At 51.9% G+C, this 26,411-nt stretch carries 24 protein-coding genes; all 24 read right to left on the bottom strand.

What is annotated here, in order from left to right:
* Positions 1–33: 33 nt before the first annotated feature.
* Entirely contained in the window at positions 34–1,968 is a 1,935-nt protein-coding gene (locus tag DL94_RS14550; RefSeq protein ID WP_051586385.1) for a heavy metal translocating P-type ATPase, read from the bottom strand.
* A gap of 49 nt (positions 1,969–2,017) precedes the next feature.
* Positions 2,018–2,164: a hypothetical protein gene (locus DL94_RS16055; RefSeq protein WP_156031753.1), complete on the bottom strand. Its 147-nt coding sequence runs from the start codon at positions 2,162–2,164 to the stop codon at positions 2,018–2,020.
* A gap of 122 nt (positions 2,165–2,286) precedes the next feature.
* Positions 2,287–4,863 carry an ATP-dependent chaperone ClpB gene (gene clpB, locus DL94_RS0108015; protein WP_028129715.1) on the bottom strand — a complete coding sequence of 859 codons (2,577 nt, stop codon included), beginning with the start codon at positions 4,861–4,863 and terminating at the stop codon, positions 2,287–2,289.
* 835 nt (positions 4,864–5,698) lie between these two features.
* Positions 5,699–7,750, bottom strand: a complete 2,052-nt coding sequence (glyS, locus tag DL94_RS0108010; RefSeq protein ID WP_028129714.1) for a glycine--tRNA ligase subunit beta — start codon at positions 7,748–7,750, stop codon at positions 5,699–5,701.
* Positions 7,750–8,628, bottom strand: a complete 879-nt coding sequence (gene glyQ, locus DL94_RS0108005; RefSeq protein WP_028129713.1) for a glycine--tRNA ligase subunit alpha — start codon at positions 8,626–8,628, stop codon at positions 7,750–7,752. The genes glyS and glyQ overlap by 1 nt, the downstream gene beginning before the upstream one ends.
* 279 nt (positions 8,629–8,907) lie before the next feature.
* On the bottom strand, positions 8,908–10,722 hold the full coding sequence (locus DL94_RS0108000) for a M48 family metalloprotease (protein WP_369793720.1): 1,815 nt from the start codon (positions 10,720–10,722) through the stop codon (positions 8,908–8,910).
* 352 nt (positions 10,723–11,074) lie between these two features.
* A complete protein-coding gene (locus tag DL94_RS0107995; protein WP_028129711.1) occupies positions 11,075–11,758 on the bottom strand; it encodes a hypothetical protein in 684 nt (227 codons plus the stop codon).
* Between the two features lie 135 nt (positions 11,759–11,893).
* A complete protein-coding gene (locus DL94_RS0107990; protein ID WP_028129710.1) occupies positions 11,894–12,538 on the bottom strand; it encodes a hypothetical protein in 645 nt (214 codons plus the stop codon).
* Between the two features lie 65 nt (positions 12,539–12,603).
* Positions 12,604–14,181, bottom strand: coding sequence for a DEAD/DEAH box helicase (locus DL94_RS0107985; RefSeq protein WP_028129709.1), 1,578 nt, complete (start codon positions 14,179–14,181; stop codon positions 12,604–12,606).
* A 123-nt stretch (positions 14,182–14,304) separates the two neighbouring features.
* Positions 14,305–15,633, bottom strand: coding sequence for a 30S ribosomal protein S12 methylthiotransferase RimO (gene rimO, locus DL94_RS0107980; protein ID WP_028129708.1), 1,329 nt, complete (start codon positions 15,631–15,633; stop codon positions 14,305–14,307).
* 95 nt (positions 15,634–15,728) lie between these two features.
* A complete protein-coding gene (locus tag DL94_RS0107975; RefSeq protein ID WP_028129707.1) occupies positions 15,729–16,772 on the bottom strand; it encodes an ABC transporter substrate-binding protein in 1,044 nt (347 codons plus the stop codon).
* Positions 16,773–16,892: 120 nt separating this feature from the next.
* Complete coding sequence (locus DL94_RS0107970; RefSeq protein ID WP_028129706.1) at positions 16,893–17,846, bottom strand: chemotaxis protein; 954 nt, start codon at positions 17,844–17,846, stop codon at positions 16,893–16,895.
* 98 nt (positions 17,847–17,944) lie between these two features.
* Positions 17,945–18,850 (bottom strand): CvfB family protein, encoded by a 906-nt coding sequence (locus tag DL94_RS0107965; protein WP_028129705.1) that lies wholly within the window; start codon positions 18,848–18,850, stop codon positions 17,945–17,947.
* Positions 18,840–19,169 carry a ribosome silencing factor gene (gene rsfS / locus DL94_RS0107960; RefSeq protein WP_369793721.1) on the bottom strand — a complete coding sequence of 110 codons (330 nt, stop codon included), beginning with the start codon at positions 19,167–19,169 and terminating at the stop codon, positions 18,840–18,842. The genes DL94_RS0107965 and rsfS overlap by 11 nt, the downstream gene beginning before the upstream one ends.
* 36 nt (positions 19,170–19,205) lie before the next feature.
* Positions 19,206–20,243: an LCP family protein gene (locus tag DL94_RS0107955; RefSeq protein ID WP_028129703.1), complete on the bottom strand. Its 1,038-nt coding sequence runs from the start codon at positions 20,241–20,243 to the stop codon at positions 19,206–19,208.
* Between the two features lie 14 nt (positions 20,244–20,257).
* Positions 20,258–20,836 (bottom strand): bis(5'-nucleosyl)-tetraphosphatase (symmetrical) YqeK, encoded by a 579-nt coding sequence (gene yqeK, locus DL94_RS0107950; RefSeq protein WP_028129702.1) that lies wholly within the window; start codon positions 20,834–20,836, stop codon positions 20,258–20,260.
* Positions 20,837–20,838: 2 nt separating this feature from the next.
* Positions 20,839–21,441, bottom strand: a complete 603-nt coding sequence (nadD, locus tag DL94_RS0107945) for a nicotinate-nucleotide adenylyltransferase (RefSeq protein ID WP_028129701.1) — start codon at positions 21,439–21,441, stop codon at positions 20,839–20,841.
* Between the two features lie 2 nt (positions 21,442–21,443).
* Positions 21,444–21,599 (bottom strand): hypothetical protein, encoded by a 156-nt coding sequence (locus tag DL94_RS16310; RefSeq protein WP_197020730.1) that lies wholly within the window; start codon positions 21,597–21,599, stop codon positions 21,444–21,446.
* Positions 21,599–22,852 (bottom strand): glutamate-5-semialdehyde dehydrogenase, encoded by a 1,254-nt coding sequence (locus DL94_RS0107935; RefSeq protein WP_028129700.1) that lies wholly within the window; start codon positions 22,850–22,852, stop codon positions 21,599–21,601. The genes DL94_RS16310 and DL94_RS0107935 overlap by 1 nt, the downstream gene beginning before the upstream one ends.
* A gap of 17 nt (positions 22,853–22,869) precedes the next feature.
* Positions 22,870–24,000, bottom strand: a complete 1,131-nt coding sequence (proB, locus tag DL94_RS0107930; protein ID WP_028129699.1) for a glutamate 5-kinase — start codon at positions 23,998–24,000, stop codon at positions 22,870–22,872.
* Between the two features lie 22 nt (positions 24,001–24,022).
* Complete coding sequence (gene yhbY / locus DL94_RS0107925; RefSeq protein WP_028129698.1) at positions 24,023–24,325, bottom strand: ribosome assembly RNA-binding protein YhbY; 303 nt, start codon at positions 24,323–24,325, stop codon at positions 24,023–24,025.
* Positions 24,326–24,359: 34 nt separating this feature from the next.
* Complete coding sequence (gene obgE, locus DL94_RS0107920) at positions 24,360–25,640, bottom strand: GTPase ObgE (RefSeq protein WP_028129697.1); 1,281 nt, start codon at positions 25,638–25,640, stop codon at positions 24,360–24,362.
* 152 nt (positions 25,641–25,792) lie between these two features.
* Positions 25,793–26,083, bottom strand: a complete 291-nt coding sequence (rpmA, locus tag DL94_RS0107915) for a 50S ribosomal protein L27 (protein WP_026761230.1) — start codon at positions 26,081–26,083, stop codon at positions 25,793–25,795.
* 5 nt (positions 26,084–26,088) lie between these two features.
* Positions 26,089–26,409 (bottom strand): ribosomal-processing cysteine protease Prp, encoded by a 321-nt coding sequence (locus DL94_RS0107910; protein WP_028129696.1) that lies wholly within the window; start codon positions 26,407–26,409, stop codon positions 26,089–26,091.
* Positions 26,410–26,411 lie beyond the last annotated feature (2 nt).

Below are 26,411 nucleotides of genomic sequence, written 5' to 3'. Positions count from 1 at the left end.
AAATACGCCCTTTCCTCATTAGCTTATTAAATATCAGGCTGCAGTCACATCTGTATGCATTTGACTGCCAGCCGCTTTTACAACATCGCTTTGCGGTACAAACAAGGCTCGTACGGCATTGAGTACCGCCAGTACCATTACCCCCACATCAGCAAAGATAGCCGCCCACATATTGGCCAGGCCCAGGGCCCCGAGCAGCAATACCAGCACCTTGATACCGATGGAGAACCAGATATTCTGTTTTACAATTCTCAGTGTCTTGCGCGCAATCTTCATAGCTGTCGCAATCTTTAACGGGTCATCGTCCATGAGCACAATATCTGCAGCCTCAATAGCCGCATCAGAACCCATAGCTCCCATAGCAATCCCCACATCAGCCCGGGAAAGCACGGGTGCATCGTTGATGCCATCACCGACAAAGGCTAGTTTACCAGTTCCCTGCTGTGCTAAAAGTTCTTCGACTTTCGTCACCTTATCCTGCGGCAGCAGCTGGCTGTAAACCGTATCCAGCTGTAAATCAGCCGCCACTTTGTCTGCTATGACCGCATTATCACCAGTCAGCATAACCGTCTGCCGGATACCACTTTTCCTTAAGGCCTTAATCGCCTCGGCGGCATGTTCTTTCACCACATCAGCAATGATGATATGTCCGGCGTATTCCTGGCCAATGGCCACATGGATAATTGTGCCGACAGCATCACACTCATACCAGTCAGCACCGATGGCCGCCATCAGCTTGGCATTACCAACGTAGACAGTCTGCCCGTTCACCTGTGCGCGGATACCCTGTCCGGCAATTTCCTCCACCTGTTCCACAGTACAGCCGTCTGCCTCCTGCCCGTAGGCATTGCGCAGCGACTCAGCAATGGGGTGCGTGGAATAACGCTCCACATGGGCTGCCAGGTGCAGCAATTGTTCTTCATTCAATTTATCCGAGTGAATGGCCGTAACTTGAAAAACGCCCTTGGTCAATGTGCCCGTCTTATCAAAGACGATGGTTGCTACCTCCGACAGAGTTTCCAGATAGTTGGAGCCTTTCACCAGCACCCCCTGACGGCTGGCACCGCCAATGCCGGCAAAGAAAGACAGCGGAGTACTGACCACCAGGGCACAGGGACAGCTGATAACCAGAAACGTCAGGGCACGGTAAATCCACGTCCCCCATTCCGGCGCCAGTCCCATGCCCAATATTCTTACCAATGGCGGCAGAACAGCGAGCGCCAAGGCGGCATAAACTACGATAGGAGTATATACCCGGGCAAATTTAGCAATAAAGTTTTCGGATTTGGACTTGCGCGAACTGGCGTCCTCTACCATTTCGAGAATCTTGGAGGCAGTTGACTCGTCAAAATCCTTGGTAGTCTTAATTTTTAACAGGCCATTCAGATTCACACAGCCGCTGATAACCTCATCGCCCTCTTGGGCCTCCCGGGGCAGAGCCTCACCTGTCAGCGCCACGGTATTCAGGCTCGAGGCTCCGGACACCACTATCCCGTCAAGGGGAATTTTTTCCCCGGGCTTAACCACGATTATGCTGCCGATTTCCACTTCATCCGGCTCAACCTTTTCCAGTGTACCGTCTGCTTGCTCAATATTGGCATAATCCGGCCGGATATCCATCAAAGCGCTGATATCCCGGCGGCTGCGCCCCACCGCATAGGCCTGGAACCATTCACCTATCTGGTAGAACAGCATTACCGCGATAGCCTCTGTATAATCACCGTCTTCATAAATGGCCAGCGCCATCGCCCCGATAGTGGCTATCGACATCAACAGGCTTTCATCAAAAGCCTGCCGGTTCTTAATCCCCTTGCCGGCCTTATATAAAATATCATAGCCCACAATAAGGTACGGCACGAGATATGCAAAAAATCGCGGCATTCCTGCCAGCTCTGTAAAGGCAAGTACAATCATCAGCACAGCCGCAATGATAATCCGCACCAGATTTTTCTTCTGCTTTTTATTCATAACCTGTCTCCTCTCTCACCCACCGGAGCCATTACCAATATATGAACACTCATTCATTTGTTAATGTGATTATACCACATAACAGCTTTATTGGCAAAAAAAAAATCTGCTGACTACATTTGCAGTCAACAGATTTTTCTGTTAGGTAAAAATATTTATGGACGTCTTTATAACGCCGTTGTTCCAGTTTTGCCATAGGCAAAACTTCCTCTTGGCGTTTCAACGAGGCGAGAGTTATGCTCGCCGCCTGTTTTGGTATTCGTGCCCCCACCTGCTGAGGTGGGGGACATTTTCTTGCCTCGTTATAGCACGCTGCACTTACGCCTCTTTACTAAAGGTAAACTTCCCATCTACAAACCCAATGCTGACCTTATCACCTTCCTGCACATCGCCGCGGATAATAGCCTTGGACAACTCCGTTTCTACCGTATGTACCAGCAGACGACGCAGCGGACGGGCACCAAAATTCGGGTCAAAGCCCTGGTCAGCCAGGGCCGTCAAGGCGGCATCATTCCAGCCCAGGGTAATCTTCACCTGACGTTCCAGACGTTCACCCAGAGCCTTTAAGAGAATCCCGGCGATATTCTTCACCTGTTCCTTGGCCAAAGCCTTGAACACGATGATATCGTCCACACGGTTGAGGAATTCCGGACGGAAATATTCCTTCAGTATCTCCTTGACCGCACTTTGGGCCTCTTCATAATTCTTATTGAGGATTTCATGCGAGCCCAGATTACTCGTCATAATGATTACCGTATTCTTGAAGTTCACCACCCGGCCCTTGCCATCAGTCAGGCGGCCGTCATCGAGAATCTGCAGCAGTACGTTGAATACATCACGATGAGCTTTTTCGATTTCGTCGAGCAGAATGACACTATAGGGACGACGGCGCACAGCCTCAGTCAGCTGGCCGCCTTCATCATAGCCCACATATCCCGGAGGCGCACCAATCAGACGCGCCACACTGTGCTTTTCCATATACTCGCTCATATCAATGCGAATCATGCTGCGTTCATCATCAAAGAGCGCCTCCGCCAGTGTCTTGGCCAGTTCGGTCTTGCCCACGCCCGTCGGCCCCAGGAAGATGAAGGAACCAATGGGGCGGTTGGGGTCTTTTATGCCGGCACGGGCACGCAGGATAGCCTCGCTGACCGCCTTTACGGCCTCATCCTGACCGACGACACGCTCATGAAGTACATCTTCCAGATGAATGAGTTTTTCCCGTTCACCGGTGAGCATTTTGCTGACAGGAATCCCCGTCCAGCGGCTGATGACTTTGGCGATATCTTCCTCGCCCACTTCCTCTTTTAAGAGAGTTTCCCCCTGCGCCCGGGCAGCGATTTTTTCTTCCTCTTCCTTTAACTGCTGCTGGAGCTGCGGCAGCTTACCGTATTTCAGTTCCGACAGGCGGTTGAGGTCATACGCCCTTTCGGCACTTTCCATCTGGCTGTTGACATCATCGATTTCCTTCTTGATAGCCCGGACGCGCAGGATAGCCTGCTTTTCACTGTCCCATTTGCCTTTGAGCGTGTTTTCCTCAGCCTGTAATTTAGCCTTTTCATTGGTGATTTCCGTCAGCTTTTCCTGGGAGGCAGCATCTGTTTCCTTCTTTAACGCCTGCTCTTCAATCTCCAGCTGCATGATTTTGCGGCGGATTTCATCGATAGGTGCCGGCATGGATTCGATTTCCGTACGCAGTTTAGCTGCGGCCTCATCCACCAGGTCAATGGCCTTATCCGGCAGGAATCTGTCGGAAATATAGCGGTCAGACAGTACAGCCGCCGACACCAGTGCTGCGTCACGGATACGCACGCCGTGGTGCACTTCATAGCGCTCTTTGAGGCCGCGCAGAATGGAAATCGTGTCCTCCACGCTGGGCTGCCCCACCATTACCGGCTGGAAACGCCGCTCCAGAGCCGTATCCTTTTCGATGTACTTGCGGTATTCGTTCAGCGTCGTTGCACCGATACAGCGCAGTTCGCCACGGGCCATCATCGGCTTTAAGAGGTTGCCGGCATCCATGGCCCCTTCAGCAGCACCGGCACCCACCACCGTATGTACTTCATCGATAAAGAGCAGAATCTGCCCATCGGACTTGGTGATTTCATTGAGTACGGACTTTAACCGCTCCTCAAATTCGCCGCGGAACTTGGCCCCGGCAATAAGTGAACCCATATCGAGCGAATACAGGGTTTTGTTCTTCAAGGATTCCGGCACATCACCTGCTACGATACGCCGGGCCAGGCCTTCGACAATAGCCGTCTTGCCGACACCCGGCTCACCAATCAGCACCGGATTGTTCTTCGTGCGCCGAGAAAGAATTTCAATCGTCCGGCGAATTTCTTCATCGCGGCCAATCACGGGGTCCAGTTTCCCCTGACGGGCAGCCGCGGTCAGGTCACGGCCAAATTTTTCCAACGACTTATACCCATCTTCAGGATTATCGCTGGTGACATTCTGCTTACGATGTTTTTTGATAGCACTTTGAATATTGCTCTTGGTCAGTTTAAATTCCTTGCAGATATTCTGCACATCACTGCTGCCATCAACAGCCAGCCCCAGCAGCAAATGCTCCGTTGACAAATACTCGTCCTGCATGGATTTGGCAAACTCTTCCGCCCGGGCCAGTACGCGTACCATATCCATGCCCATCGACAGCCTGTCCGTTCCGCGGACGCTCGGAATCTTGCCCAGTTCCTGTTCCAGCCGGGCTTTGAGCATGGGCACATCCGTCTGACACTCAGTGAAAATGTCATTTAACAGCCCTTCCGGCTCCTTGGCTAGTGCCAGCAGCACATGCAAGGAAGTGATTTCCTGATGATAACGCATAGCGGCCATCTGTTGTGCCCCCTGCAGGGCAGCCATAGTCTTGGCAGTATATTTTTCCTGTCCCATAATGTATTCCTCCGTTAAACTCGCGGTTAAATCCTCATTTCTAAATCTTATTATACAGGATAAAGTCAAAAAGTCAAATGTTTTATTGACTTTTTGACTTTATATTCACCAAAATCTGCTTGGTAAAAATATTATCTGTATTGCACGAATGTAAGTTGAAGTTTGACGGTCAAAGAGTTCTTAAAAGTATCCCGTTCATACGTGCATAGGGTTCACGGGGGAGTAATTTTTCTGCCTCCGCTAAACGACACACTTCGGAAAAAATAGCTATCCAGTTACCTGCGCCGGGCAGGCCAACGGCGCTCCTTTCAGCGTAGTTGCTTAGCTGAGCCCAACAGTGTGCCGGCCTTCGCTGCGCTCAGGCAGTAGCTCCCCGCATAAAAATCACTCCCCCGTTCGCCCCAGCAACGCTATTTACAATTGTCACGAACCCGTTGCTCCTGTTACAAGAACATCGATGTACTTGTTCCCTGTCACTGAGAAAAAGACGTTTTATATTGACGCTGCTTAGGGCGGAGGTGGTGATGCTTTTCGCAGTGGAACGACTGTCCGAACGCAGTGAGGACTGGCCCACAAACAACAGTATCTGGAAACTGAGATGAACAATCGCGCCGACTGCTTGCCGGCGCATGCAGCTAAAAAAATCCAAACTTTTGCTGGTGGGCCATTCAGTGCAACAGCGAAAAGTATTACCACCTCCACCCCACTGAGCTGTAACAACAAAAAGTAAGCACGCACTAACAATCAAACTGCAATTTATGTAAAAAAGTCCGCTGATTTCATCAACGGACTTTTCCAGTTATACGGAAGAAATATCTCTTCCTCTTATGCATTTTTAAAGTACGATTTTGCTGAAGTCAGCTACACGGTTCACCAATGTGTCAATAGCCTTAAGCAGGGACAGACGGTTGTTCTTTACCTTTTCGTCCTTGTCCATAACCATGACAGCATCAAAGAAAGCGTCAATCGGTTTAGCCAGTTCCTTCAAGGCATCGATAGCGCCGGCATAGTCCTGACCGTCCACCAGGCTGGCTACGGAGCTGGCCGTGGACTTGTAGACATCGTACAGATTCTTTTCCTCGTCAGCAGCAAACAGGCTTTCACTGATTTCACCAGCCTCGGCTTTTTTCGCCAGGTTGGAGGCACGAACAAAGGCCTGAATGTTGGCGGCAGCATCGCTGCCTTCTACAAACTTAGCCACAGCGGCAGCGCGCAGGTCAACAGCGTAGATATCATCCACATTTTCGAGCACAGCGTCCACCACATCGTAGCGGACAGCCTCGAGAACGTTCTTCAGACGCAGGCGCATAAAGTCAGCTACATCAGACTGCATCTTCGTGCGGACAGCCTCGTCCTTCAGACCGTACAGGTCCATGGACTTAGCCACGACCTTGGCCAGACTCACGTCCCACTTAGCCTCAATCAGCATATTTACAAGGCCCAAAGCCTGACGGCGCAGGGCGAAGGGGTCCTGGGAACCCGTGGGAATCTTGCCGCGGCTGAACGTACCAACGATGGTATCAATCTTATCAGCCATGCTGACAATACGGCCGGCAGCGGTCTGCGGCTGATTGTCGCCGGCAAAGCGCGGCATATAATGCTCGTCGATAGCGATAGCTACGTTTTCACATTCGCCATCCAGCTTAGCGTATTCGCGGCCCATAATGCCCTGCAGTTCCGTAAACTCGGTAACCATGCCGGTTACGAGGTCAGCTTTACACAGGAGTGCAGCACGCTGTGCATGTTTATGGGCTTTTTCATCAGCACCGATTTCATCAGCGATAAAGCCGGCCAGTTCCACGAGGCGCTCGGATTTTTCATACATGGTGCCAAGGCCCTGCTGGAATACAACGGTCTTGAGCTTTTCGCGGTGTTCTTCGAGGCTCTTCTTGCGGTCCTCGTCAAAGAAGAACTGCGCGTCAGCCAGTCTGGCACGCAGTACGCGCTCGTTGCCGTGCTGTACGGTTTCGAGGTGTTCACTGCCGCCATTGCGTACCGTGATAAAGAGCGGCAGGAGTTTGCCGTCTGCCGTCTTAACCGGGAAGTAACGCTGATGGTCACGCATCGGCGTGATAACCGTTTCCGGCGGCAGTTCCAGATATTTTTCCTCGAACTTGCCACACAGAGCCGTCGGATATTCAACAAGATAAAGCACTTCTTCAAGCAGATCTTCAGTGATTTCAGCCTGGCCGCCATTCTGCTTGGCAACTTCGACAATCTGCTCGCGAATCATGGCCTTGCGCTTTTCCTGGTCAACGATGACAAAGTTTTCTTCGCAGGCTTTCTCGTATGCTGCAGCACTCTCAATGGTGAAATCGCCCTGCGACAGGAAACGATGGCCGCGGGAAACCTTGCCGGATTTTACTTCAGCCACTTCAAAAGGCACAACTTCGGTATCATAGAGGGCTACAATCCAGCGCAGCGGACGGATGAACTTGAAGTCCAGGTCGCGCCAGCGCATATTGTTCGGGAAATTCAGGCCGCAGATGAGTTCCGGCAGAATGGTCTGCAGGAGCTGCGCCGTTTCCTTGCCTTTTTCGTGTACCATGGCATAGACATAGCCGTCTTTTTCCACGAGGTCTTTCGGGTCAATGCCCTGACCACGGGCAAAGCCTTGAGCTGCCTTGGTCGGATTGCCGTCAGCGTCAAAAGCGATAGCTGCGGACGGGCCGCGGTTTTCACTTTCCACATCTTCCTGCTTTTCGGCCAGGTCTTTGACCAAAAGAGCCGTGCGGCGCGGCGTACCGATGGTGCGGATTTCCCCGCAGGCAATGCGGCTGTCAGCAAAAGCCTTAGCGGCATTTTCCTTCAACTGGGCAAGGATACCCGGCATTACGTGTGCCGGTACTTCTTCCGTGCCGATTTCTAACAGTAAGTCCTTGCTCATTATTTCTCCCCCCTGTGCAGCATGGGATAACCAAGTTCCTCACGCTGTTTTAAGTAACACTCTGCACACAGACGTGCGAGCTTACGCACGCGGCCGATAAAGGCGGTACGCTGGGACACGGAGATAGCACCGCGCGCATCCAGCAGGTTGAAGGTATGGGAGCATTTGAGCACATAGTCATAGGCCGGGTGTACATAGCCTTCCGCAATTACGCGAACAGCCTCGGCCTCGTACTTGTCAAACATCTCAAACAGCAGTTTTTCGTCGGAGAGGTCAAAAGCATAAGCGGACTGCTCGTACTCATTCTGATGGAATACATCGCCATAGGTGTAATCGTCCGTCCACTGAATGTCGTAAACATTTTCGACACCCTGAATGTACATGGCAAGTCTCTCCAGACCATAGGTGATTTCCGAGGCTACCGGTTTAACGTCCTGGCTGCCTACCTGCTGGAAGTAGGTGAACTGGGTGATTTCCATGCCGTCGAGCCATACTTCCCAGCCCAGGCCCCAGGCGCCCAGCGTCGGAGATTCCCAGTTATCCTCTACAAAACGGATATCGTGCTGTTTCGGGTCAATGCCCAAACGTTCCAGACTCTCGAGATAGAGTTCCTGAATGTTATCTGGAGACGGTTTCATGATAACCTGGAACTGATGGTGCTGATACAGGCGGTTCGGGTTATCGCCATAGCGGCCGTCAGCCGGACGGCGCGACGGCTCAACATAAGCCACGTTCCACGGCTCGGGGCCGAGTACACGCAAAAAAGTGGAAGGGTTCATGGTGCCGGCACCTTTTTCCACATCATAAGGCTGTGCTAAGATACAGCCCTGCTCTGACCAGAAGTTCTGCAGAGCCAGGATGATTTCCTGAAATTTCATAGGTACAACTCCTTTTTCTCTGTTACGTTGACATAACTAAAAAGTCCCGTCCCCGTAACGCACTCGTTACAGGGACGAGACTATATTTCTATATTCCCGCGGTTCCACCCTGATTGGTTTCCGCTCAGCGAAAGCCCACCTCAAAGTTTTCTCTTGTCTTGTGCTCCAAAGTGCCCTTCACGCCCTGACCGGCTCACACCGTCCCGGTCTCGCTTGCCTGCGCTACTCCTCTTTTTCATCGCTGTCAACAATTTTAACAAAGTACGGGATTCTTGTCAATTACTTGCTGTCTTTATCAGCTTTCTGCTTACGCCATTCTTTCTCGTATTTCTCCCTGGCCTCAGCTTTAGCCTTGGTTAGTTCCTTATATTCCTTTGGGGCAATTTCCTGCAGGTATTCTTCAGGAATGTTTCTGTAGGCCTTGGAGCGCAGTTTGTAGAACTCGCGGTAGTTTTCCTTGGCCTGTTCCTTATTCCCCAGTTCATCATAAATCTGGGCGGACAGCAGGTAGACGTAGATATTTGACTTGTCAATTTCCTTAGCCTTTGACAAGTCAGCCAAGGCAGCTGTGGTATTGCCCTGCATATGGTAAATATCGCTGCGATTCAGGAAGGTGTAGACATTTTGCGGATTGGTGCTGACAGCCTTATCGGCCTCCGCCAGGGCTGCCGCAAAGTCCCCCTTTACCGCCAAAGCTCTGGCATTGATAGCCAGGCTTTCACCCAGGTCGTCCATATTCTGGCAGGCAAACACACGCTGCATTTGTTCAAGGGCCTTGTCCCCCAGGGCATAATCGCTGTAGGCGTCAGCATTTTCCCGCAGTTTCTTGACGGTTTTCACATCAGCCTGCAAATTGGCCGCCCGCAGTTTCTGCATTTCCTGCCAGCGTTTTTCCTCTGCCTCCCGGTATTTTTGCCGGGTACCAGCAGCCTGTTCCGCCGCATAGGCCTTGGTCACGAGCTGCTGCAGTGTTTCCCCGGCGTTGCGCAGGCGCAGGAATTCCTGTAAGGTTTTATTTACCCGCGTTTCCGGCAGGCAGGTAACCTTGCCGGTGCTGTCCTTACGGAAATCCCAGCCGGTTATGTTATTGTAATCATGGAAGGCCTTGGCAATAGCCCCGGCCACATAATAAGCATTTTCAGCTTTATTGTCATAGCCTTCGCCCGTCCACTCTACTGACAGAAGTTTTTCCCCATCAATATAGATATCCTGCTGATTCTGTACGGTGACATGGCCAAAACCATACTCTGTCATCATCTTGGCCAGCCGTTCTTCGCGCAGTTTGGTTTCCGGGTGGTCGCTGTAATGCTCCCGTTCATTTTCCTCAGCATTCGGGCTCTGATGTTCGAGGAAGTTCTGCGTTTCATAGGTCAGATAATAGGCCATACGCGCCATAGCCGCGGCACCGCCGCCGGGATTAAAACCGGCACTGGTCATGATATAAAAGCCGCCGGCATCAGCCTCATACTCTGTGGGCAGGGTTATGTTTTTGGCGATGGAGTAATTGGCCAGCCCGTTTAATTTGTTCCAGTCCATGGAATTGGTATCCATGTTTAGGAAACTCATACCCATGTACTGCGCCACAGCCTTGGCGTAATTGCTGGCGCTGTGCTGTTCCAGCCCGTGCGTCATTTCATGCGCCAGCACGGCCGCCAGTTCGTCCTGGTCCAGATTGAGCCCTCTTACGAGCGCCCGGTTGATACTGATGTAATTGGTGGGATAACAGGCAGCATTGAAGTCCTTGCTGTCATTCACTGCCCAAATAAACGGCAGGGAATTATTTTTCAGCACATAGTCCCCGTGAAAGACCAGCTGCTGCATAACCTCATCTACCACGCGCACGTCATTAGGATTGGGATCCAGTCCATTTTGTTTAATGTCCTGAGCCCGGCTCTGCACCTGAGCGTTAACATCGTTGCCCAGCGCCAAAATGCTGGCCAGGCTTGATTTATAGGCAGCATACACGCCCAAAGCCTGCGCTGCCGCGCCCCAGCCGTCCACAGCCTCAGCCTTGGACAAAGGGAGCATAGCGGCACTCAGCCCCACACAGCCGGCCATAATCGTATTTAAAATCTTTCTCTGCAAGATAATCACCTCGACTTTCTTAGCTCTTACCTATTCTAACATAATATGGTTAGAAGGAAATGAAAATTGCCCGCAAAAAAAATTCTACATTTTTTCTCTTTTGTAACTCGGGTTACATATTCTTTTCAGAAATCTTGGTTATAATGAGTTTGTCAATAAGAGAAAAGCTAGTCAATCCCCTAGATATTTATCTCTTGTTGATTCCCTAGACAAGAAGGAACATCCCACCCTTCTTGCTTCCCATTTCTCAAATTTTTTATCATCCCTTCCCTATGAAGACCACGGAGTCAATCCCACTCCGTGGTCTTTTCTCTGTCTAAAAACAAAAACCTCCCGGCACAACGCCGGGAGGTTTTTAGATTCAGCGCACCGGCTGAATAGTAAGTTCCATGATATTGCTGTCCCCTACAGGCCGAACCTGCAGTTCCACACTGGTCACTTCCACCAATGCGTCGAGCAGGGTGCTGGCAGCTGGTGCTACCGGCTGTACAGGTGACAGTTCCACCGTTTCCGTAGGCGGCTGACTGACAGGCTGGCTCTGGCCAATGGGCTGTATCGGCGGCAGCTCTACCACATTTTCCCTAACCGGCTGTGGTGCCTGTGGCTGGACGACGGTCTGCGGCTTAACCGGCATTTGCGGCTTAAGTTCAGGCTGCTGCAAGGGGCGCGGCGAAATAATCTGCTCCGTTGTTTTTTTGCCTTGCTTTTTCTCTTCCTTACGGGCCTTATCCACATCTGCGGCCGTAATGATAATTGGTATAGCCTTATGCTGACGCTGCGCGGCCTTCTGCTCCTCCGCGAGTTCCTGCGGACTCTTTACCGCGGCCCAGCGCAGCCTGGTATTTAATTCCGGCAGGTTGCTTATCGCATTATCTACGGCCTTGGCCGCCTTTTGCTTGCTGTCTGCCTGCGGCTGGTCCTGTATCATAAGGGAACGGGCAAAATCACTGTTTTCTCCTGCTCCTGTATCAGCGGCAAACGCCACATTCCCCAGCAACAGCATGCTGACAGCCATGCCCAAAGCCTTGCTACTATACTTCATCATCTATAGCCTCCAATGGTTTACCCCATAAGGTATTTTTAAACACATAAATAAAAATTCGGCAGGAGCCCACAAAAGTCCTGCCGAATTTTATTAAATTTCCTCTTCCCGTTGCCAGGCTTGGGAACATCTGCCGAATTATTTTTCCTTAAAGGTGGTTACACCCTTCTGGAACAGTGCAATGGCACTATTACGCAGGTCAGGGTTGTCAATGAGCTGAATGGAGTAACGGCCGCCCTTGTTGCCGCGGAAGAATGTCACGGCCATCTGGGTGTCAGCCTTAGCCGTCATATCCGGCTTGCCGTCACCGTTGCTGTCGATTTCGACTTCCTTGGCAGTGATAGCATAAATAGCCTTGTCCTTTTTGGTGCGGCTGATGAGTTCAATAGCCTCGTAGCCGTTGCTGGCCATCAGTGCCGAGCAATACTTTTTGGCCTCTTCCTCATTGATTTTGTTAAGGTCCGGCATGCTCTTTTCCTCGAAAGCATCTTTGATGATAACCCAGGCATTTTTAATGGTGTAGCCTTCGTTATCAAAGACCAGGACTTCGCCCTTCTTGTTTTCATAGATGAGATGAGCCGGCACAACATTAGGTTTTTTCGGGCAGTTAATCGTATAACCGTATTCCTTGCTGGTGTATACGTAAGGAACAGCAGCCTGCGTGTCTGCGCTTGCCGTCTGGGCAGCCGGAGCCGCAGCGGCCTCCGTGCCTGTCATACCGGTTCCCATAAAGAGAGCTCCCATAAGACCTAAAGCTGCGATAATCTTTGCTTGTTTCTGCATGTTGCATTACCTCTTTCTTTCAGTGTTAATGGGTATTCCTATAATTCTCTATTTCGTATATATCATCACCGCTTGCGGGCAGGTTCTACATTTACCTTGTAGCCCTTCACCGTATTGCGGTGCATGATGCTCATAACTCGTTCCGCCACATCCTCGGGAACTTCCACGAAAGTGAATTTATCGTAAATATTGATAACCCCGATGGTAGCACCGGGAATATCGGCCTCGTCAGCGATAGCCCGGACAATATCTGCCGGACGGATTTTCTGGCTGCGGCCGATGTTGAGGAACAGGCGCACCATACCGGGCGCGCCCCCAGTGTCACCAAAGGCCCCGGACTCCTTGTCCACATCCTTGAATCCCTCCAGGGATAATTTCAGGGCCGCAGCGGCGATGTCCACCATATCAAAACCTTCCGCTGCCACATCGGAGATGATTTCATGATAATCATCGTAATGATTCTGCTGCAAAGTCTTAATAAGGCGCTCCTGCACTAATTCCTTTTGGTGTTCCAGCATATCAGACGCCGTAGGCAGTTCCTTGCGCTGGATTTTCGTATGCGCCAGTTTCATGATAAGGCGCAGCTGGCGGTATTCCTTGGGCTCGATAAAGGTCATAGCCACGCCCTTGCGGCCTGCCCGACCGGTACGGCCGATACGGTGCACATAAGATTCGTGGTCCTGCGGAATATCGTAGTTGATAACATGCGTGATATCGTCAATATCAATGCCCCGGGCTGCCACGTCCGTGGCAATCAGAATATCAATACGTCCTTCGCGGAAACGTTTCATCACCCGGTCACGCTGAATCTGTGATAAGTCCCCATGCAGGCCGCCAGCGGAATAGCCGCGGGCCTCCAGGGAGGCCGTCAGGTCATCAACCGCCCGTTTTGTCCGGCAGAAGATAATCAGTTTGCCAGTTTCTTCCACATCCAGCACCCGGCACAAGCCTTCAAACTTTTCCCGGGTTTCGTAGTAAAGCTGGTCAATCAAAGGAACTGTCAGGTTTTCTTTGGTGATAGTCACACGCTGCGGATGCTGCATATAGCGGCGTGACAGTTTTTCAATAGGTGCCGGCATCGTAGCCGAGAACAGCAGTGTCTGCCGCCCATCGGGAATCTGGCGCAGGATATTTTCGATATCATCTATAAAGCCCATATCCAGCATTTCATCGGCCTCATCGAGCACCAGTGTATTAACCGTATCCAGGGCCAGCGTGCCGCGATTCAGATGGTCAAGCAGACGCCCCGGCGTGCCTACAACAATGTGCACACCGCGTTTCAAAGCCCGAATCTGTCTGTCGATAGACTGGCCGCCGTATATGGGCAGCGTCCGCACCCGTTTAAACTTGCCGATTTTATTCAGCTCTTCGGCCGTCTGAATAGCCAGTTCCCGCGTCGGCGTCAGAATAAGCGCCTGTACCCGATGGATTTTCTCCGTGACTTTCTCCACCGTCGGAATCCCAAACGCCGCCGTCTTTCCCGTACCTGTCTGGGCCTGACCGATTACGTCATGTCCCTCCAGCGTCAGGGGAATCGTCTGCGCCTGAATCGGTGACGGCTCCTCAAAGCCCATCTCCCTAAGCGCCTGCAGTAATTTCCGGCTAAGTTCAATCTCACCAAAGTTTTTAAGTTCCTGTTTCAAAAAGTTCCTCCAAAATATATAAAAAGTAAATGCAGTGGTTTTCCCACCTCATCCGTCAGCGTGTCGGCTGCCACCTTCCCCTCAAGGGGAAGGCATAAAGTCGCGGTATATCGCCACCACGCATTATTCCACCGGCTCACCTACTACATCATAGGTGAATCCCTGCAGGATACGCACCTTAATGATATCTCCGGGCTTGCTGTCCGTATCGCCTTCGATATAGACCTGACCATCAACCTCAGGCGCCTCACGATAGGAGCGGCCTACAGCGATGTTGGGCTGTTCCTCGTCCCGGCCTTCTACCATGACTTCAATGACCTTGCCCTCAAAGCTCTGGTTGACTTCCTCGGAAATCTTGCTCTGCACGCTCATCAAATCATGATAACGCTCCTGCATAACCTCTTCCGAAATTTGATTTTCCATATTGTAGGCCGGCGTATCTTCTTCCCGGGAATAAGTGAACACGCCTACTTTATCGAGACGCTGCTCAATTAAGAAGTTGCGCAGTGTCTGATACTGGGCGTCCGTTTCCCCGGGGAAACCAACGATAAAGGTCGAGCGGATGGTCACGCCGGGAATGCGCTCACGCAGTTTCTTAATCAGCGTAATCATCTGTTCCTGCGTATCCGGGCGGTGCATGGACCGCAGCACCGAATCATGCGCATGCTGCAGGGGCAGGTCCACATATTTGCAGACCTTGGGCTCCGTCGCATATACATCGATGAGCTCATCGGTAAAGAATTTCGGATACAAATACAGCGTCCGCACCCATTTGAGTTTCGGTACCTTTACCACTTCACGCAGCAGTTCGGCCAGCGCCGGGCGGTTGTAAATATCCCGGCCATAGTTGGTGCTGTCCTGTGCGATGAATACCACTTCGCGTACGCCCTGTTCCGTGAGTCTTTCCACTTCCGCACAGATATCCTCAATCTTACGGCTGCGGAACCGGCCGCGAATCTGCGGAATGGCGCAGAAAGCACAACGGTTGTCACAGCCCTCAGCGATTTTCACATAAGCCGTATAGTCAGGTGTTGTTCTGATACGGGGTGTCTTTTCATCGTACAGGGATTCGTCCTCCCCGGCAATAACTACCCGGCGGCCCTTCAGCGTTTCCTCCACAGCCTCCATAATACGGTTCCAGGCCCCCGTGCCCAAAATAGCGTCAGCCTCGGGCAGTTCATCGAGCAGTTCCTGCTTGTAACGCTGGCCCAGACAGCCGGCCACAATCAGGCTGCGGCAGCGGCCGGATTCCTTATAATCAGCCATATTGAGCACCGTGGTGATGGATTCCTCTTTAGCGGACTGAATAAAGGCACAGGTGTTGACAATCAAAATGTCAGCCTCTGCCGGGTTATTGGTTAATTCAATGCCGTGGCTTTGGAGCTCGCCCAGCATAACTTCTGTATCTACAAGATTCTTGGAACAGCCAAGACTAATAAAACCTGCTTTCACAGCCAAACCTCCTAAAATAACGTTTTATACGTCTAAAACAACGGAAAGAGGATACAGCCTGCGCAAAGACAGGCAGCACCCTCTATAGCTCACACTTACTTGAACCGCACTTCCTTGACCCATCTGTCCAGAAAATCATGTTTCTGCTGGGCCGTAAACATAGCCGGCTGGTCAAAGAGTATCATATTCTTGCCGGCAAACGACTTATACGCCAGTGTACCGGGGTTCGTCGGTACAAAGTAGAAATCCTGCGTTTGCAGTGCCTGCTGGGCCTCGTCCGTAAGCAGCCAGTCAGCAAATTCCTTAGCTGCTGCCGCGTCGGTGTTCTTAGCCCGGAAAGCAATGCCTGTCCCGGTAATCATCGCCGCCGTCCCATCAGCAGGATAGACGATTTTCAAAGGATAGCCCCCCTGCATATAGCGCACGGCCTCACTTTCCACGGCAATGGCTACATCGACTTCGCCCATACCGGCCTGCCGCACAGGGTTGGAAAGATAACGGGCATACTGCACCACTTTAGGATGAATCTGCCGCCAGATATCGTAAGTGGCCGCATCTCCAAACTGCGCCAGCATGCTCATAAATAAATTCGCGGACGCGTCAGCTGCCAGAAAATCGGTAATACCGACGCGCATCTGCGGCTGAGCTGCTAAATCCTTCCAGGTGTCCGGCACCCGTGACAGTGTCAGCAGATAATCGCGGTTCATGCAAAAGACGATGGGGTCATACCAGACACCAGTCCAATAGCCGTCGCTCTGGCGGAATGATTCCGGAACCTGGTCCCCGGCCTCGGATATATAGGGCACCAAATAACCTGCAGCTGCAGCCCTGGTCAGAGTTTCCTTATCTGCCAGCACCATAGCCGCGGCCTGGTCACCACCATTTTCGACCTGACTCTTAAGCCGGTTCAGGATTTCCTCGCTGGCCAGCGGAACAAAGTTTATCCGGACGCCCTTGGCCTCCTCGTAAGCGGCTGTCAGTATCGAAGCATGCTCAGCAGGCAAGGTGGTATAAACCGTCACCTCACGCATCGGCCGTCGCACAGCATCCTGCCCGGCACCGGCAAAGTACGCCGAACCGGCCACCACCAACATGAACAGGCAAAAGGCAGTGAGCAGCAGGGATGTATATCTTCTCATCTGAAATTACCTCATTTATACACTTAGCAATTATAACCATTCTATCACAATAAAAAGGCTGTCGCAACAGCAACAGCCTTTTATCCACAATTAAACTAAATGCCACTAAGGTCTATACGCTCAATCTTCTTCGGCATTCTTGTCCTTTATGGGCACACCGAAGATAAGGTTATCGAGCAAACCGATAAGCTGATTGATTTCCGGTTTGGCAATCTGTCCGGAAGCCCCCAGCTGCTCGCCCTTGATACGCATTTCTTCACTAATCAGGGAGGAGAAGAGTACCAGCGGCACATCTTGCAGAACTTCATCCTCGCGCACCAGTTTCAAGAGACGGTGACCATCCATCTTGGGCATTTCCACGTCGGAAATAATAACCCGTACATGTTTGTCGATGGGGCCATCCTTCTTGGCCAGGCCGCGCAGATAATCCCAGGCATCCTGACCATTGCCAAAGTCGCGGACATAACGATAGCCGGACTCATGCAGCGTCGTAACCAGCAGGTCACGCAGCATCGGCGAATCTTCTGCGACTACAACATGAACATCAGAACGTTTGCTCTTGACGTCCTCCGTAGCCTCTTCATAGGTAGTGAGCTTAGCGTTGATTTCCGGATTGATTTCCGCAATGATGGTTTCAAAGTCAATAAGAAGTACAATGCGGTCTTCCATCTTGATGATACCAACAACACGGGACTGGTCACCGACCTCAGGTGCCGGTTCCATATCCTTCCAGGAAATACGATGAATACGGGAAACATTTTCCACAAGGAAACCGATGTTGTAATTGTTTATCTCCGTAACGATGACGTTACGAGGTTCTGCCTTGGACTGCACATTTAAGCAGCGGGGCAGATTAACCAAAGGTATAGCCTTGCCACGCAGGGTAAAGAGGCCATCGATATACGGATGTGCCTGCGGCATCGCTGTCACCGGCGGACACGTGATTACTTCACGGACCTTGGCCACATTGATACCATAATTAACCTGACCAATGCTGAATTCGACAATCTCAAACTCGTTGGTGCCGGTCTCCAGCAAGATTCCTTTCTTATCTCCACTCGTTTCTGCTGCCATCTACTTCGCCCCCATATATTTTATATCCCATCAAATTTCGTCTCTAGCTTTCATATTCGCCTTTGAAGTATAAAATCCTTCAAAGTCATGAAATTTTCTTAAGATTCTTTGAGATATGTCCAGCCATCTTTTTCTTCGATGCGTTTTTCGCGTAATAAATGACCTAAAGCCCGCTTAAAAGCAGCTTTGGAAATACCAAATTTGTCACGGATTACCTCCGGGGAGGATTCGTCACTGTAAGGCATTTTTCCGCCGCGGCTCGTGAGCAGTTCCAGAATGCGCTGGGAATCGGAAATGAGTGCCTTTTCCTTGGCCTCACGCAGGGACGCGTTCAAACGGCCGTCAGGACGTACAAAGGTCACCCGGGCCGTGACGACTTCGCCCACCCGGGGACGGTTCTGTTCCGGCATTTCCTTGTTGGCGATAAAGACAATATAGCGTTCTTCACTGAACATAAAGGCCCCGGCGTCGGTGTAATTGTAAATAGCCCCCGTCACCATCTGGCCTTTTTTCACCTTGACCGCCGGCTGGGAGGCCCGGCGCATTTCGTCCTCTACTTCCATGGTCACCGCCAGACGTCCGGATTTATCCGTGTAGAGCTTGGCCCAGACAACTTCGCCAATCTGCGGACGGCCGCGCATGCCGGCATAGGGCATGAAAATACCGCGTTCCGCTCCTACATCAACAAAAGCGCCGTCCCGGCTCACATTGATGACCTGCAGCCGGGCAATCTGCCCTTCCTTCATTTTCGGCACACGCATACTGGCGGTCAGCTTGCGCTTGGGGTCAAGATACAGGAATACCTCCACCTCATCACCGATACTTACGGGATGTGTCTGCTGATTCTTATGGAGCAGGATATCATCGCTGGTATTGCCGGTTTCCGCATCGAGGAAAGCGCCTAACTCCGACTCGCGCACCACTTTCAGGACAGCCACGGAGCTCGGGCCATACTTGCGTTTTACTTGTTCTTCCATATCGGCCTCAGCAGTCTTAGTCTTCATAAACGGTCAGCTTGGCGTCGCCCCACAGCTGTTCCAAAGCGTAGTACTCACGGGCCTCCTGCATGAACACATGCGCCACTACATCACCGTAATCGAGCAGCACCCATTCACCTTCCCGGTAGCCTTCCTTGTGGTTGAAATCCACACCGGCCTTGCCAAGTTCTTCTTCGATGTTGTCAGCAATCGCCCGTACCTGGGTAGCGGTGTTGGCAGAGCAAATCACAAAATAATCCGTAGAGGAAGAAATCCCCTGCATATCCATGATGACAATATCACGGGCTTTCTTATCACTGGCGGCCTTACAAATGGCCTGGCTCATTTCTTCAATCGTCACTTTATTTACCTCCTATAAAACTCACTGTTTATCCAATCCCTCTGTAGGGAATAATTCCTTCATCCGTTCGGCCGCAGCCAGATCATCCATAACCCAGATGGTTTGGTCATCAGCCGCCGGCTCACCGGGCAGGATTACACTGACCGGCGTATCGCTGTTCAGGCGCCGCAGTACATTGGCCAGGTGCATGGAGTCAAAAATCTCCGCACTGTAATCAACCCGTTTTTTGCAAATCTCCGCAATTTCCGGCAGTTTGGCCACCGTCCGTACCTGCAGGAGATTCTGATACAAGGCCTTGCAGAAACGCTGCTGGCGCTGCACACGCCCCTCATCGCCCAGGTCCTCACTGCGATAGCGCAGATACTGCTGCGCCTGTTTTCCGTCGAGATGCTGATAGCCCTTGGGCAGGTGAATTGCAATCCCGGCCTCCTGGTCATCGTAATTCATGTCGCTTTCGACATAAATATCCACGCCGCCGAGCACGTCAATCAGTTCACTGAACACATTCATATCCAGCACTGCGTACTGATGGATAGAAATCCCCAGAACATTATTTATCTGCCGCACCATGAGCGGTGCGCCGCCCAAGGCATAGAGATTCTTTATCTTCATCTGCTGGCCGGTGCTGATTTCATTTATCCAGGTATCACGGGGAATGTGAATCAGGCGCAGCTTGCCGGTTTCATTTTCCAGACTGGCCACCATAATAGCGTCGGCACGTTTTTCATCGCCGCCGTCACTATCAAGACCATCATCAATGCCCATAATCAGCACATTGGTATACCCGTCAAACTTCGGGTCAACATTGCCGCGACGCAGCTGCTGCCGCGTCGTATAGCCATCGTACATGGCCTGATATTCCCGGTTGACCATCGAGCCCACCGTCACCAGGCCATAACCCACAGCAACAATGCCTGTCAGCACCAGTATCACAAAAATAATGAGCAATATCAGCCGCAGAATAGCCCTGCGCCGCCGCCGGGCCATTTCCCGCCGCTTGCGAAGTATATTTTGTTTGGTGACATTTACTTTCCGGTTATCTCTTCCCCGGCTGTCCATTGGCTCTTCCTTCTTTATCCTTTATTCCGCAGTAAAATCTCATTACGGGCCGTAATCGTAGCCGGATGAATGAGTCCGCCACGCTGGGCCACAAAGATGATGGACTGGGTAAGACCAGCCAGCACCATCGCGTCTAAGTCTGCGGTTTGGGCCAATGCCCTTAGTTCCTCCACCCCGGGATAATCACGCCGGGGTTCTATCATATCAGCAAACCAGATTATCTTATCCAGCTTTGTCATATCGGCGCCGCCCACGGTATGCCGCCAAATAGCCTGCGACACCGCCGTATCGTCCACGCCGTATTTTTCACGGACCAGCCTGGCTCCTACATAAGCATGCAGCAGCAACGGCATCTGCCGTTCAATCGGTTCTACCACAATCTGCCGCGCCTCGGCCTCCGCAATGAGATTCTCATTGGGAAACTCCCGGGCACAGTCATGCAATAAACCGGCCACCCGGGCCTGTTCTTCCGCCACACCAAACCGCCGGGCCAAAGCTGCCGCCGTTTCCGCCACGCCTAAGCTGTGCTCATAACGCGAGGGTTTCAAACTCTTTTGCAGCAGGCTCCGCATACTTTCATAATCCATGCTCATACTCATTGATACAGCCCCATTTCCGCAATATACGCAGCCACCGGGAAGGGCAGGAAATACCGTACCGACTCACCTTTTGCCAGCCGCTGCCGCAGCATTGTCGATGATATATCCAGCTGCGGTATTGGCAACAGGTGAATACGGCTCCACAATTCTCCCCAGCGCTCAGCTAAAGCTGCCTCGTCCAGCGGACTGTCCGGCCGGGTAGTGCCGATAAAATGACACGCCCGCACCAGTTCCTCAGCATGATACCAGGTATGCAGTTCGTTTATGGAGTCACTGCCGGTAATGAAGTAAAACTCAGCCTCATGGCCATACTCACGCTGCAATTCCTTAATGGTCAGCAGGGAGTACGACGGGCCCTGCCGTTCAATTTCCATCAGCGACAAGGAAAAAGCCGGATTATCTGCAATGGCCAATTCTGTCATCTTCACGCGGTCATATACACCGGTGATTTTTCTATCCAGTTTATGGGGCGGAATATAGGCCGGGATAAAGATTACCCGGTCCAGTTTATATGCCTGCCGCGCCTCCTCGGCAATGACCAAATGAGCGATATGGATAGGGTCAAAAGTGCCGCCCATTATGCCGATTCGCTCTCCCATAATTAAAATCCTCCCCCGATATAAAGCAGGAGCCAGACAAGCAGCACGGTAGCTGCGATGAGCAGCAGCGCCCTGCCGTAATCCCTGGTATCATGGCTCCCCTTGGGTGTCTTTACATAAGCACGCCAGGTTCTTATGTAGCCATACAGCTTACGCACTAGCGAACCTGTCCGTTGCCGTTAATCAGATACTTGGTGCTGGTCAGCTCCATCAGTCCCATCGGACCGCGGGCATGCAGTTTCTGTGTACTGATACCGATTTCCGCACCAAAGCCGAACTCAAAGCCGTCCGTAAAACGCGTGGAGGCATTGACATACACCGCCGCTGCGTCCACTTCCTGCTGGAATCGCGCAGCATTCACCAAATCATTGGTGACAATGGTTTCAGAATGTCCGGTATTGTAACGGTTAATATGGGCAATGGCCGCCGTCACGTCAGCTACGACTTTGACCGACAGAATTAAATCACCATACTCCGTTGACCAGTCAATTTCTTCGGCTGGCTGCATATCCGGACAGACAGCTCTTGCCTTGTCACAACCGCGCAGTTCTACACCTTTTTCCGCCATAGCCTGGCTGAGCTGTGGCAGGAACTCAGGCGCAATATGCTCATGCACCAGCAGGGTTTCCATGGCATTGCAGACAGAAGGACGGCTGGTCTTGGCATTGATGGCAATATCTAAAGCCATCTTAAAATCAGCACTTTCGTCCACAAAGGTGTGACAAACACCGGTACCCGTTTCAATGACCGGCACAGAACTGTCTTCAACCACACGTTTAATCAGGCCGGCACCACCCCGGGGAATGATGACATCCAAAAGCCCCGTCAAATGCGTCATAACCCCGACAGCCTCCCTGTCCGTAAAATCCACGAACTGTACAGCGCCCTCGGGAATGCCATGAGTATAGGCGGCTTTGGCCAGCAGGCTGCTGATGGCAATATTGGACTGCAAAGCCTCACTGCCGCCTCTGAGCAGCACCGCATTACCTGATTTCAGGCATAAGCCCAAAGCGTCAGCGGTCACATTAGGACGGGCCTCGTAGATGATGCCAACCACGCCTAAAGGCACATGCACCCGGCGGATGGAGAGCCCGTTAGGACGCACTGAACCGGCGTCCTCCTGGCCAATGGGGTCAGGCAGGGCGGCCGTCTGCCGCAGGCCTTCGGCCATACCGGCAATACGGCTCTCATCGAGCAGCAGCCGGTCAAGATATGATTTCTTAATCCCCTTTTCCCGGGCAGCTGTCATATCCTGTGCATTAGCTGCCAGAATCTTATCGCAGCCCTGTTCCAGAGCGTCAGCCATGGCCAGCAGAGCCTGATTTTTCACCGCGGTGGATAAAACGCCCAGCTTATAAGATGCCTCTTTGGCCGCCTGTGCCCGGCGCCGTAATTCTGCCTGAATATCCATTGTCATTCCCCCTAATGTCAAACCATTAGAACCATATTATCCCGGTGGATAACTTCCTCCGGTACATTTTCGCCTACCAGACGGGTAATTTCTTCGCTCTTATGCCCCATAACCCGGCTGAGCGTTGACATGTCAAAATTCACAATACCACGGGCAATTTCCTGCTGCGTTTCTGTCAATACGCGAACGGTACTGCCAGCAGCAAAATCACCGGCACAGGCCACGACGCCGGCAGGCAAAAGACTGCTGCCCTTGTCACGCATAGCGGCGGCACAACCGGCGTCCACTACGATTTCCCCGGCCAGACGCTTGCCAAAGGCCAGCCAGGACTTGCGCACACGCAGATGTGATTCCCGGGCCGGGAACACTGTGCCGATATTTTGACCGGTCAAAACCTCACGCAATACTCCCTCACGGGAACCGGAGGCAATAACCATGGTCACGCCGGCACTCATGGCAATCTGGGCGGCCTGAATCTTGGTCATCATGCCGCCGGTCCCGAGCTTGGAACCAGCCCCACCGGCAATAGATTCCACCTGCGGGGTAATTTCCGGGATTTCACTGATAAGTTCGGCCTCGGGGTGTGTTGCCGGGTTAGCCGTATACAGTCCCTCGATATCCGACAAGATTATCAGCGCGTCAGCATCTACTAAAGTCGCCACCATCGCGGACAGATTGTCATTGTCGCCAATCTTAATTTCATCGACCGCCACCGCGTCATTTTCATTGATGACCGGTACCGCCCCCATGGCCAGCTGCGCCAGCAGGGAATTACGGGAATGAATGTACTGGTGGTGCTGCACAGAGTTTTCCTTGGTCAGCAGCACCTGTCCCATCACCTGCCCGTATTCGGCAAAGAGTTTCTCGTAGATATGCATGAGCACGCCCTGACCAATGGCGGCCACCGCCTGCTTTTCCGGGATAGAATCAGGCTTTTTGTCCAGCCCTAATTTTCCCAAGCCGGCGGCAATAGCTCCTGAGGACACCAGAATCATTTCCTTGCCTTGATTTTTCAGGTCAGCAATTTCGCGTATCAGCTTATCAATACGATTCAGATTTAATTTTCCCGTTTCATGGGTCAGGGTGCTTGTGCCAACCTTCACCACGATACGCTTGGCCTCTTGCAGACGCTGACGTGCATTTCCCATAACCAGGCCTCCATATTTTTATTTACGGCAATTCGATTTTCGGCTTTTCGTAGTTGCGCTTGAAGAGCAGACCATTGCGGCCGATAATCTGTACGAGATTCACATCCGCACGTTCAGCCAGCATGGTGATGGCATCTTCCGGCTCTTCCATACAGTTCTGCAGCACACGTACCTTAATGAGTTCGCGCTTTTTAATGGCCTCCTGCGCTGCCTGTACAACTGTCGGTGTCACACCTTCCTTGCCCATCATAACCACGGGTTCCAATTTCTGCCCCATGGAACGCAAAAAGCTCTTCTGCTTGCCCGTTAAAGAATTTCTTAACAAATTTATTCCTCCGTAATTTCCTTACTCAACCGCCTTAGTCGCGGAATTCAAATTCCATTTCCCCGATATGAATGGTGTCGCCTTCTTTAGCACCCTTTTCCCGGAGCTTTTCATCCAGGTTCTTAATGCGCCAGATGTACTGGAAACGGCGAACAGCCTCATCGTTGAGGAAGTTGGTCATCTTCACGAGTTTTTCGATATTCTGGCCGGATACCACCAGTTCACCGCTGATATTACGGGAAATGGTAATCTTGTCCGGGTCTTCCTCATTCTCGTCATAAACTACGACTTCTTCTTCCGTTTCCGGCTCTTCCACATAGTTATCCAGCCATTCACCGGTGTAATCGATAAGCTCCTGCACACCTTCGCGCGTAGCCGCGGAAATTGCAAAGAACTTCAAGCCGTTTTCCTCAGCCAGTTTCTTAAGACGCGGCAGATTTTCCTGCGCCTCCGGCAGGTCAATCTTGTTCGCTACGAGCACCTGCGTACGGCGGGCAATCTTTTCGCTGTACTTTTTGAGCTCTGCATTGATTTTATGATAATCATCAATTGGGTCACGGCCTTCCAGACCAGATGCGTCCACAATGTGCAGAATCAATTTCGTACGCTCTACATGGCGCAGGAAGTCATGACCAAGGCCCACGCCGTCAGCAGCGCCTTCGATAAGGCCCGGGATATCGGCCATGACAAAGCTCTTTTCGTAGTCTGTCTTAACCACACCGAGCACCGGCGTAATCGTTGTAAAGTGATACTCCGCAATCTCAGGACGGGCTGCCGAACAGCTGGCCACCAGGCTCGACTTACCCACGCTCGGATAGCCGACCAGGCCGACATCCGCGAGCAGTTTCAATTCCAGAATCAGATTCTTGGCCTCACCCGGTTCACCGAATTCCGCAAAGGTCGGCGTACGGTTGGCCGAGTTGGCAAACTTCGCATTGCCGCGGCCGCCACGGCCGCCTTTGCAGACTACAGCCTCCTGACCGATTTCCGTCAGGTCAGCCAATACCTTGCCCGTAGCCTCGTCCTTCACAATCGTTCCGGGCGGTACCTTGACATAGCAGGCCGGTGCATTGGCACCATACTGATTCTTGATATCGCCATTTTCCCCGTTCTTCGCCGTAAACTTCCGATGAAAACGGAAATCCAGCAGGGTGTTCATATTCTGGTCGACGATAAAAATAACATCGCCGCCCCGGCCGCCATCGCCACCGGACGGACCGCCCTTCGGTACAAACTTCTCTCTTCTAAACGCCGACTTACCATGACCACCGTCACCGGCCTTCACAATAACACGGGTTCTATCAATAAACTGCATATTTCCTCCACATCAATAATGAACAAAGGCAAGAGCCGGCATTGCGTTCAATACCGGCCCTTGCCTTTATGCACTACAACGCAACTTAACGCCGTTCCATATATAATACAACAATACCTGCGCTTAAAAAGCGCAGGTACCGAGTATTTGTCTTACATAGCTTCTTCAGCCGTATAAACGCTGACCTGACGCTGGTAGCGGCCTTTGCGCTCGAAAGCAACCTTGCCGGCAACCTTTGCGAACAGAGTGTCATCCTTACCGATACCAACATTGTGGCCCGGATGGAAGTGCGTGCCGCGCTGACGAACCAGAATGCTGCCAGCAGTTACAACCGTACCAGCCTGTTCCTTAACGCCAAGACGCTTGGAATGGCTGTCGCGGCCGTTACGCGTGGAGCTAACACCCTTTTTATGTGCGAATAACTGCAAATCAAAAGTAAACATGGAATTCACCTCCGCTGTTCTTGAATTCGTACACCTTCCGGACTGAGCTTAGCAATCTCCATCAGTCCTAGAAGCATTGTTTGTAAAAGCGTTTCTGTCAGTTCATCGGGAGCACCCTTGAGCTGCATTTTGAGCTTTCCACTCGCTACGGAATAATCCATTTCGCGATGCAGATGCTCGCCCAGTCCCAACAATGCCGTCTGCGTCAGAGCCGAAACTCCGGCACAGACAATGTCCTGACCACGCTCTGCCGTACCGCTATGGCCGGCAACTTCAAAGCCAACAATACGTCCTGCTGACTCTTTAAAGATTTTCACCTTAATCATGG

The organism is Selenomonas sp. AE3005, assembly GCF_000686945.1.
In the GTDB taxonomy this organism is placed as follows: domain Bacteria; phylum Bacillota; class Negativicutes; order Selenomonadales; family Selenomonadaceae; genus Selenomonas_A.
The sequence above is the reverse complement of the archived record's forward strand: the minus strand, read 5'-3'. Positions and strand labels throughout refer to the sequence as shown.

What these genes read in the sequence shown, in the direction of transcription:
- DL94_RS14550 (WP_051586385.1), bottom strand. Translation starts at nt 1,968, where the DNA reads ATGAATAAAAAGCAGAAGAAAAATCTGGTGCGGATTATCATTGCGGCT.
- DL94_RS16055 (WP_156031753.1), bottom strand. Translation starts at nt 2,164, where the DNA reads ATGGCAAAACTGGAACAACGGCGTTATAAAGACGTCCATAAATATTTT.
- clpB (WP_028129715.1), bottom strand. Translation starts at nt 4,863, where the DNA reads ATGGGACAGGAAAAATATACTGCCAAGACTATGGCTGCCCTGCAGGGG.
- glyS (WP_028129714.1), bottom strand. Translation starts at nt 7,750, where the DNA reads ATGAGCAAGGACTTACTGTTAGAAATCGGCACGGAAGAAGTACCGGCA.
- glyQ (WP_028129713.1), bottom strand. Translation starts at nt 8,628, where the DNA reads ATGAAATTTCAGGAAATCATCCTGGCTCTGCAGAACTTCTGGTCAGAG.
- DL94_RS0107995 (WP_028129711.1), bottom strand. Translation starts at nt 11,758, where the DNA reads ATGATGAAGTATAGTAGCAAGGCTTTGGGCATGGCTGTCAGCATGCTG.
- DL94_RS0107990 (WP_028129710.1), bottom strand. Translation starts at nt 12,538, where the DNA reads ATGCAGAAACAAGCAAAGATTATCGCAGCTTTAGGTCTTATGGGAGCT.
- DL94_RS0107975 (WP_028129707.1), bottom strand. Translation starts at nt 16,772, where the DNA reads ATGAGAAGATATACATCCCTGCTGCTCACTGCCTTTTGCCTGTTCATG.
- DL94_RS0107970 (WP_028129706.1), bottom strand. Translation starts at nt 17,846, where the DNA reads ATGGCAGCAGAAACGAGTGGAGATAAGAAAGGAATCTTGCTGGAGACC.
- DL94_RS0107965 (WP_028129705.1), bottom strand. Translation starts at nt 18,850, where the DNA reads ATGAAGACTAAGACTGCTGAGGCCGATATGGAAGAACAAGTAAAACGC.
- rsfS (WP_369793721.1), bottom strand. Translation starts at nt 19,169, where the DNA reads ATGAGCCAGGCCATTTGTAAGGCCGCCAGTGATAAGAAAGCCCGTGAT.
- DL94_RS0107955 (WP_028129703.1), bottom strand. Translation starts at nt 20,243, where the DNA reads ATGGACAGCCGGGGAAGAGATAACCGGAAAGTAAATGTCACCAAACAA.
- yqeK (WP_028129702.1), bottom strand. Translation starts at nt 20,836, where the DNA reads ATGAGCATGGATTATGAAAGTATGCGGAGCCTGCTGCAAAAGAGTTTG.
- nadD (WP_028129701.1), bottom strand. Translation starts at nt 21,441, where the DNA reads ATGGGAGAGCGAATCGGCATAATGGGCGGCACTTTTGACCCTATCCAT.
- DL94_RS0107935 (WP_028129700.1), bottom strand. Translation starts at nt 22,852, where the DNA reads ATGGATATTCAGGCAGAATTACGGCGCCGGGCACAGGCGGCCAAAGAG.
- proB (WP_028129699.1), bottom strand. Translation starts at nt 24,000, where the DNA reads ATGGGAAATGCACGTCAGCGTCTGCAAGAGGCCAAGCGTATCGTGGTG.
- obgE (WP_028129697.1), bottom strand. Translation starts at nt 25,640, where the DNA reads ATGCAGTTTATTGATAGAACCCGTGTTATTGTGAAGGCCGGTGACGGT.
- rpmA (WP_026761230.1), bottom strand. Translation starts at nt 26,083, where the DNA reads ATGTTTACTTTTGATTTGCAGTTATTCGCACATAAAAAGGGTGTTAGC.
- DL94_RS0107910 (WP_028129696.1), bottom strand. Translation starts at nt 26,409, where the DNA reads ATGATTAAGGTGAAAATCTTTAAAGAGTCAGCAGGACGTATTGTTGGC.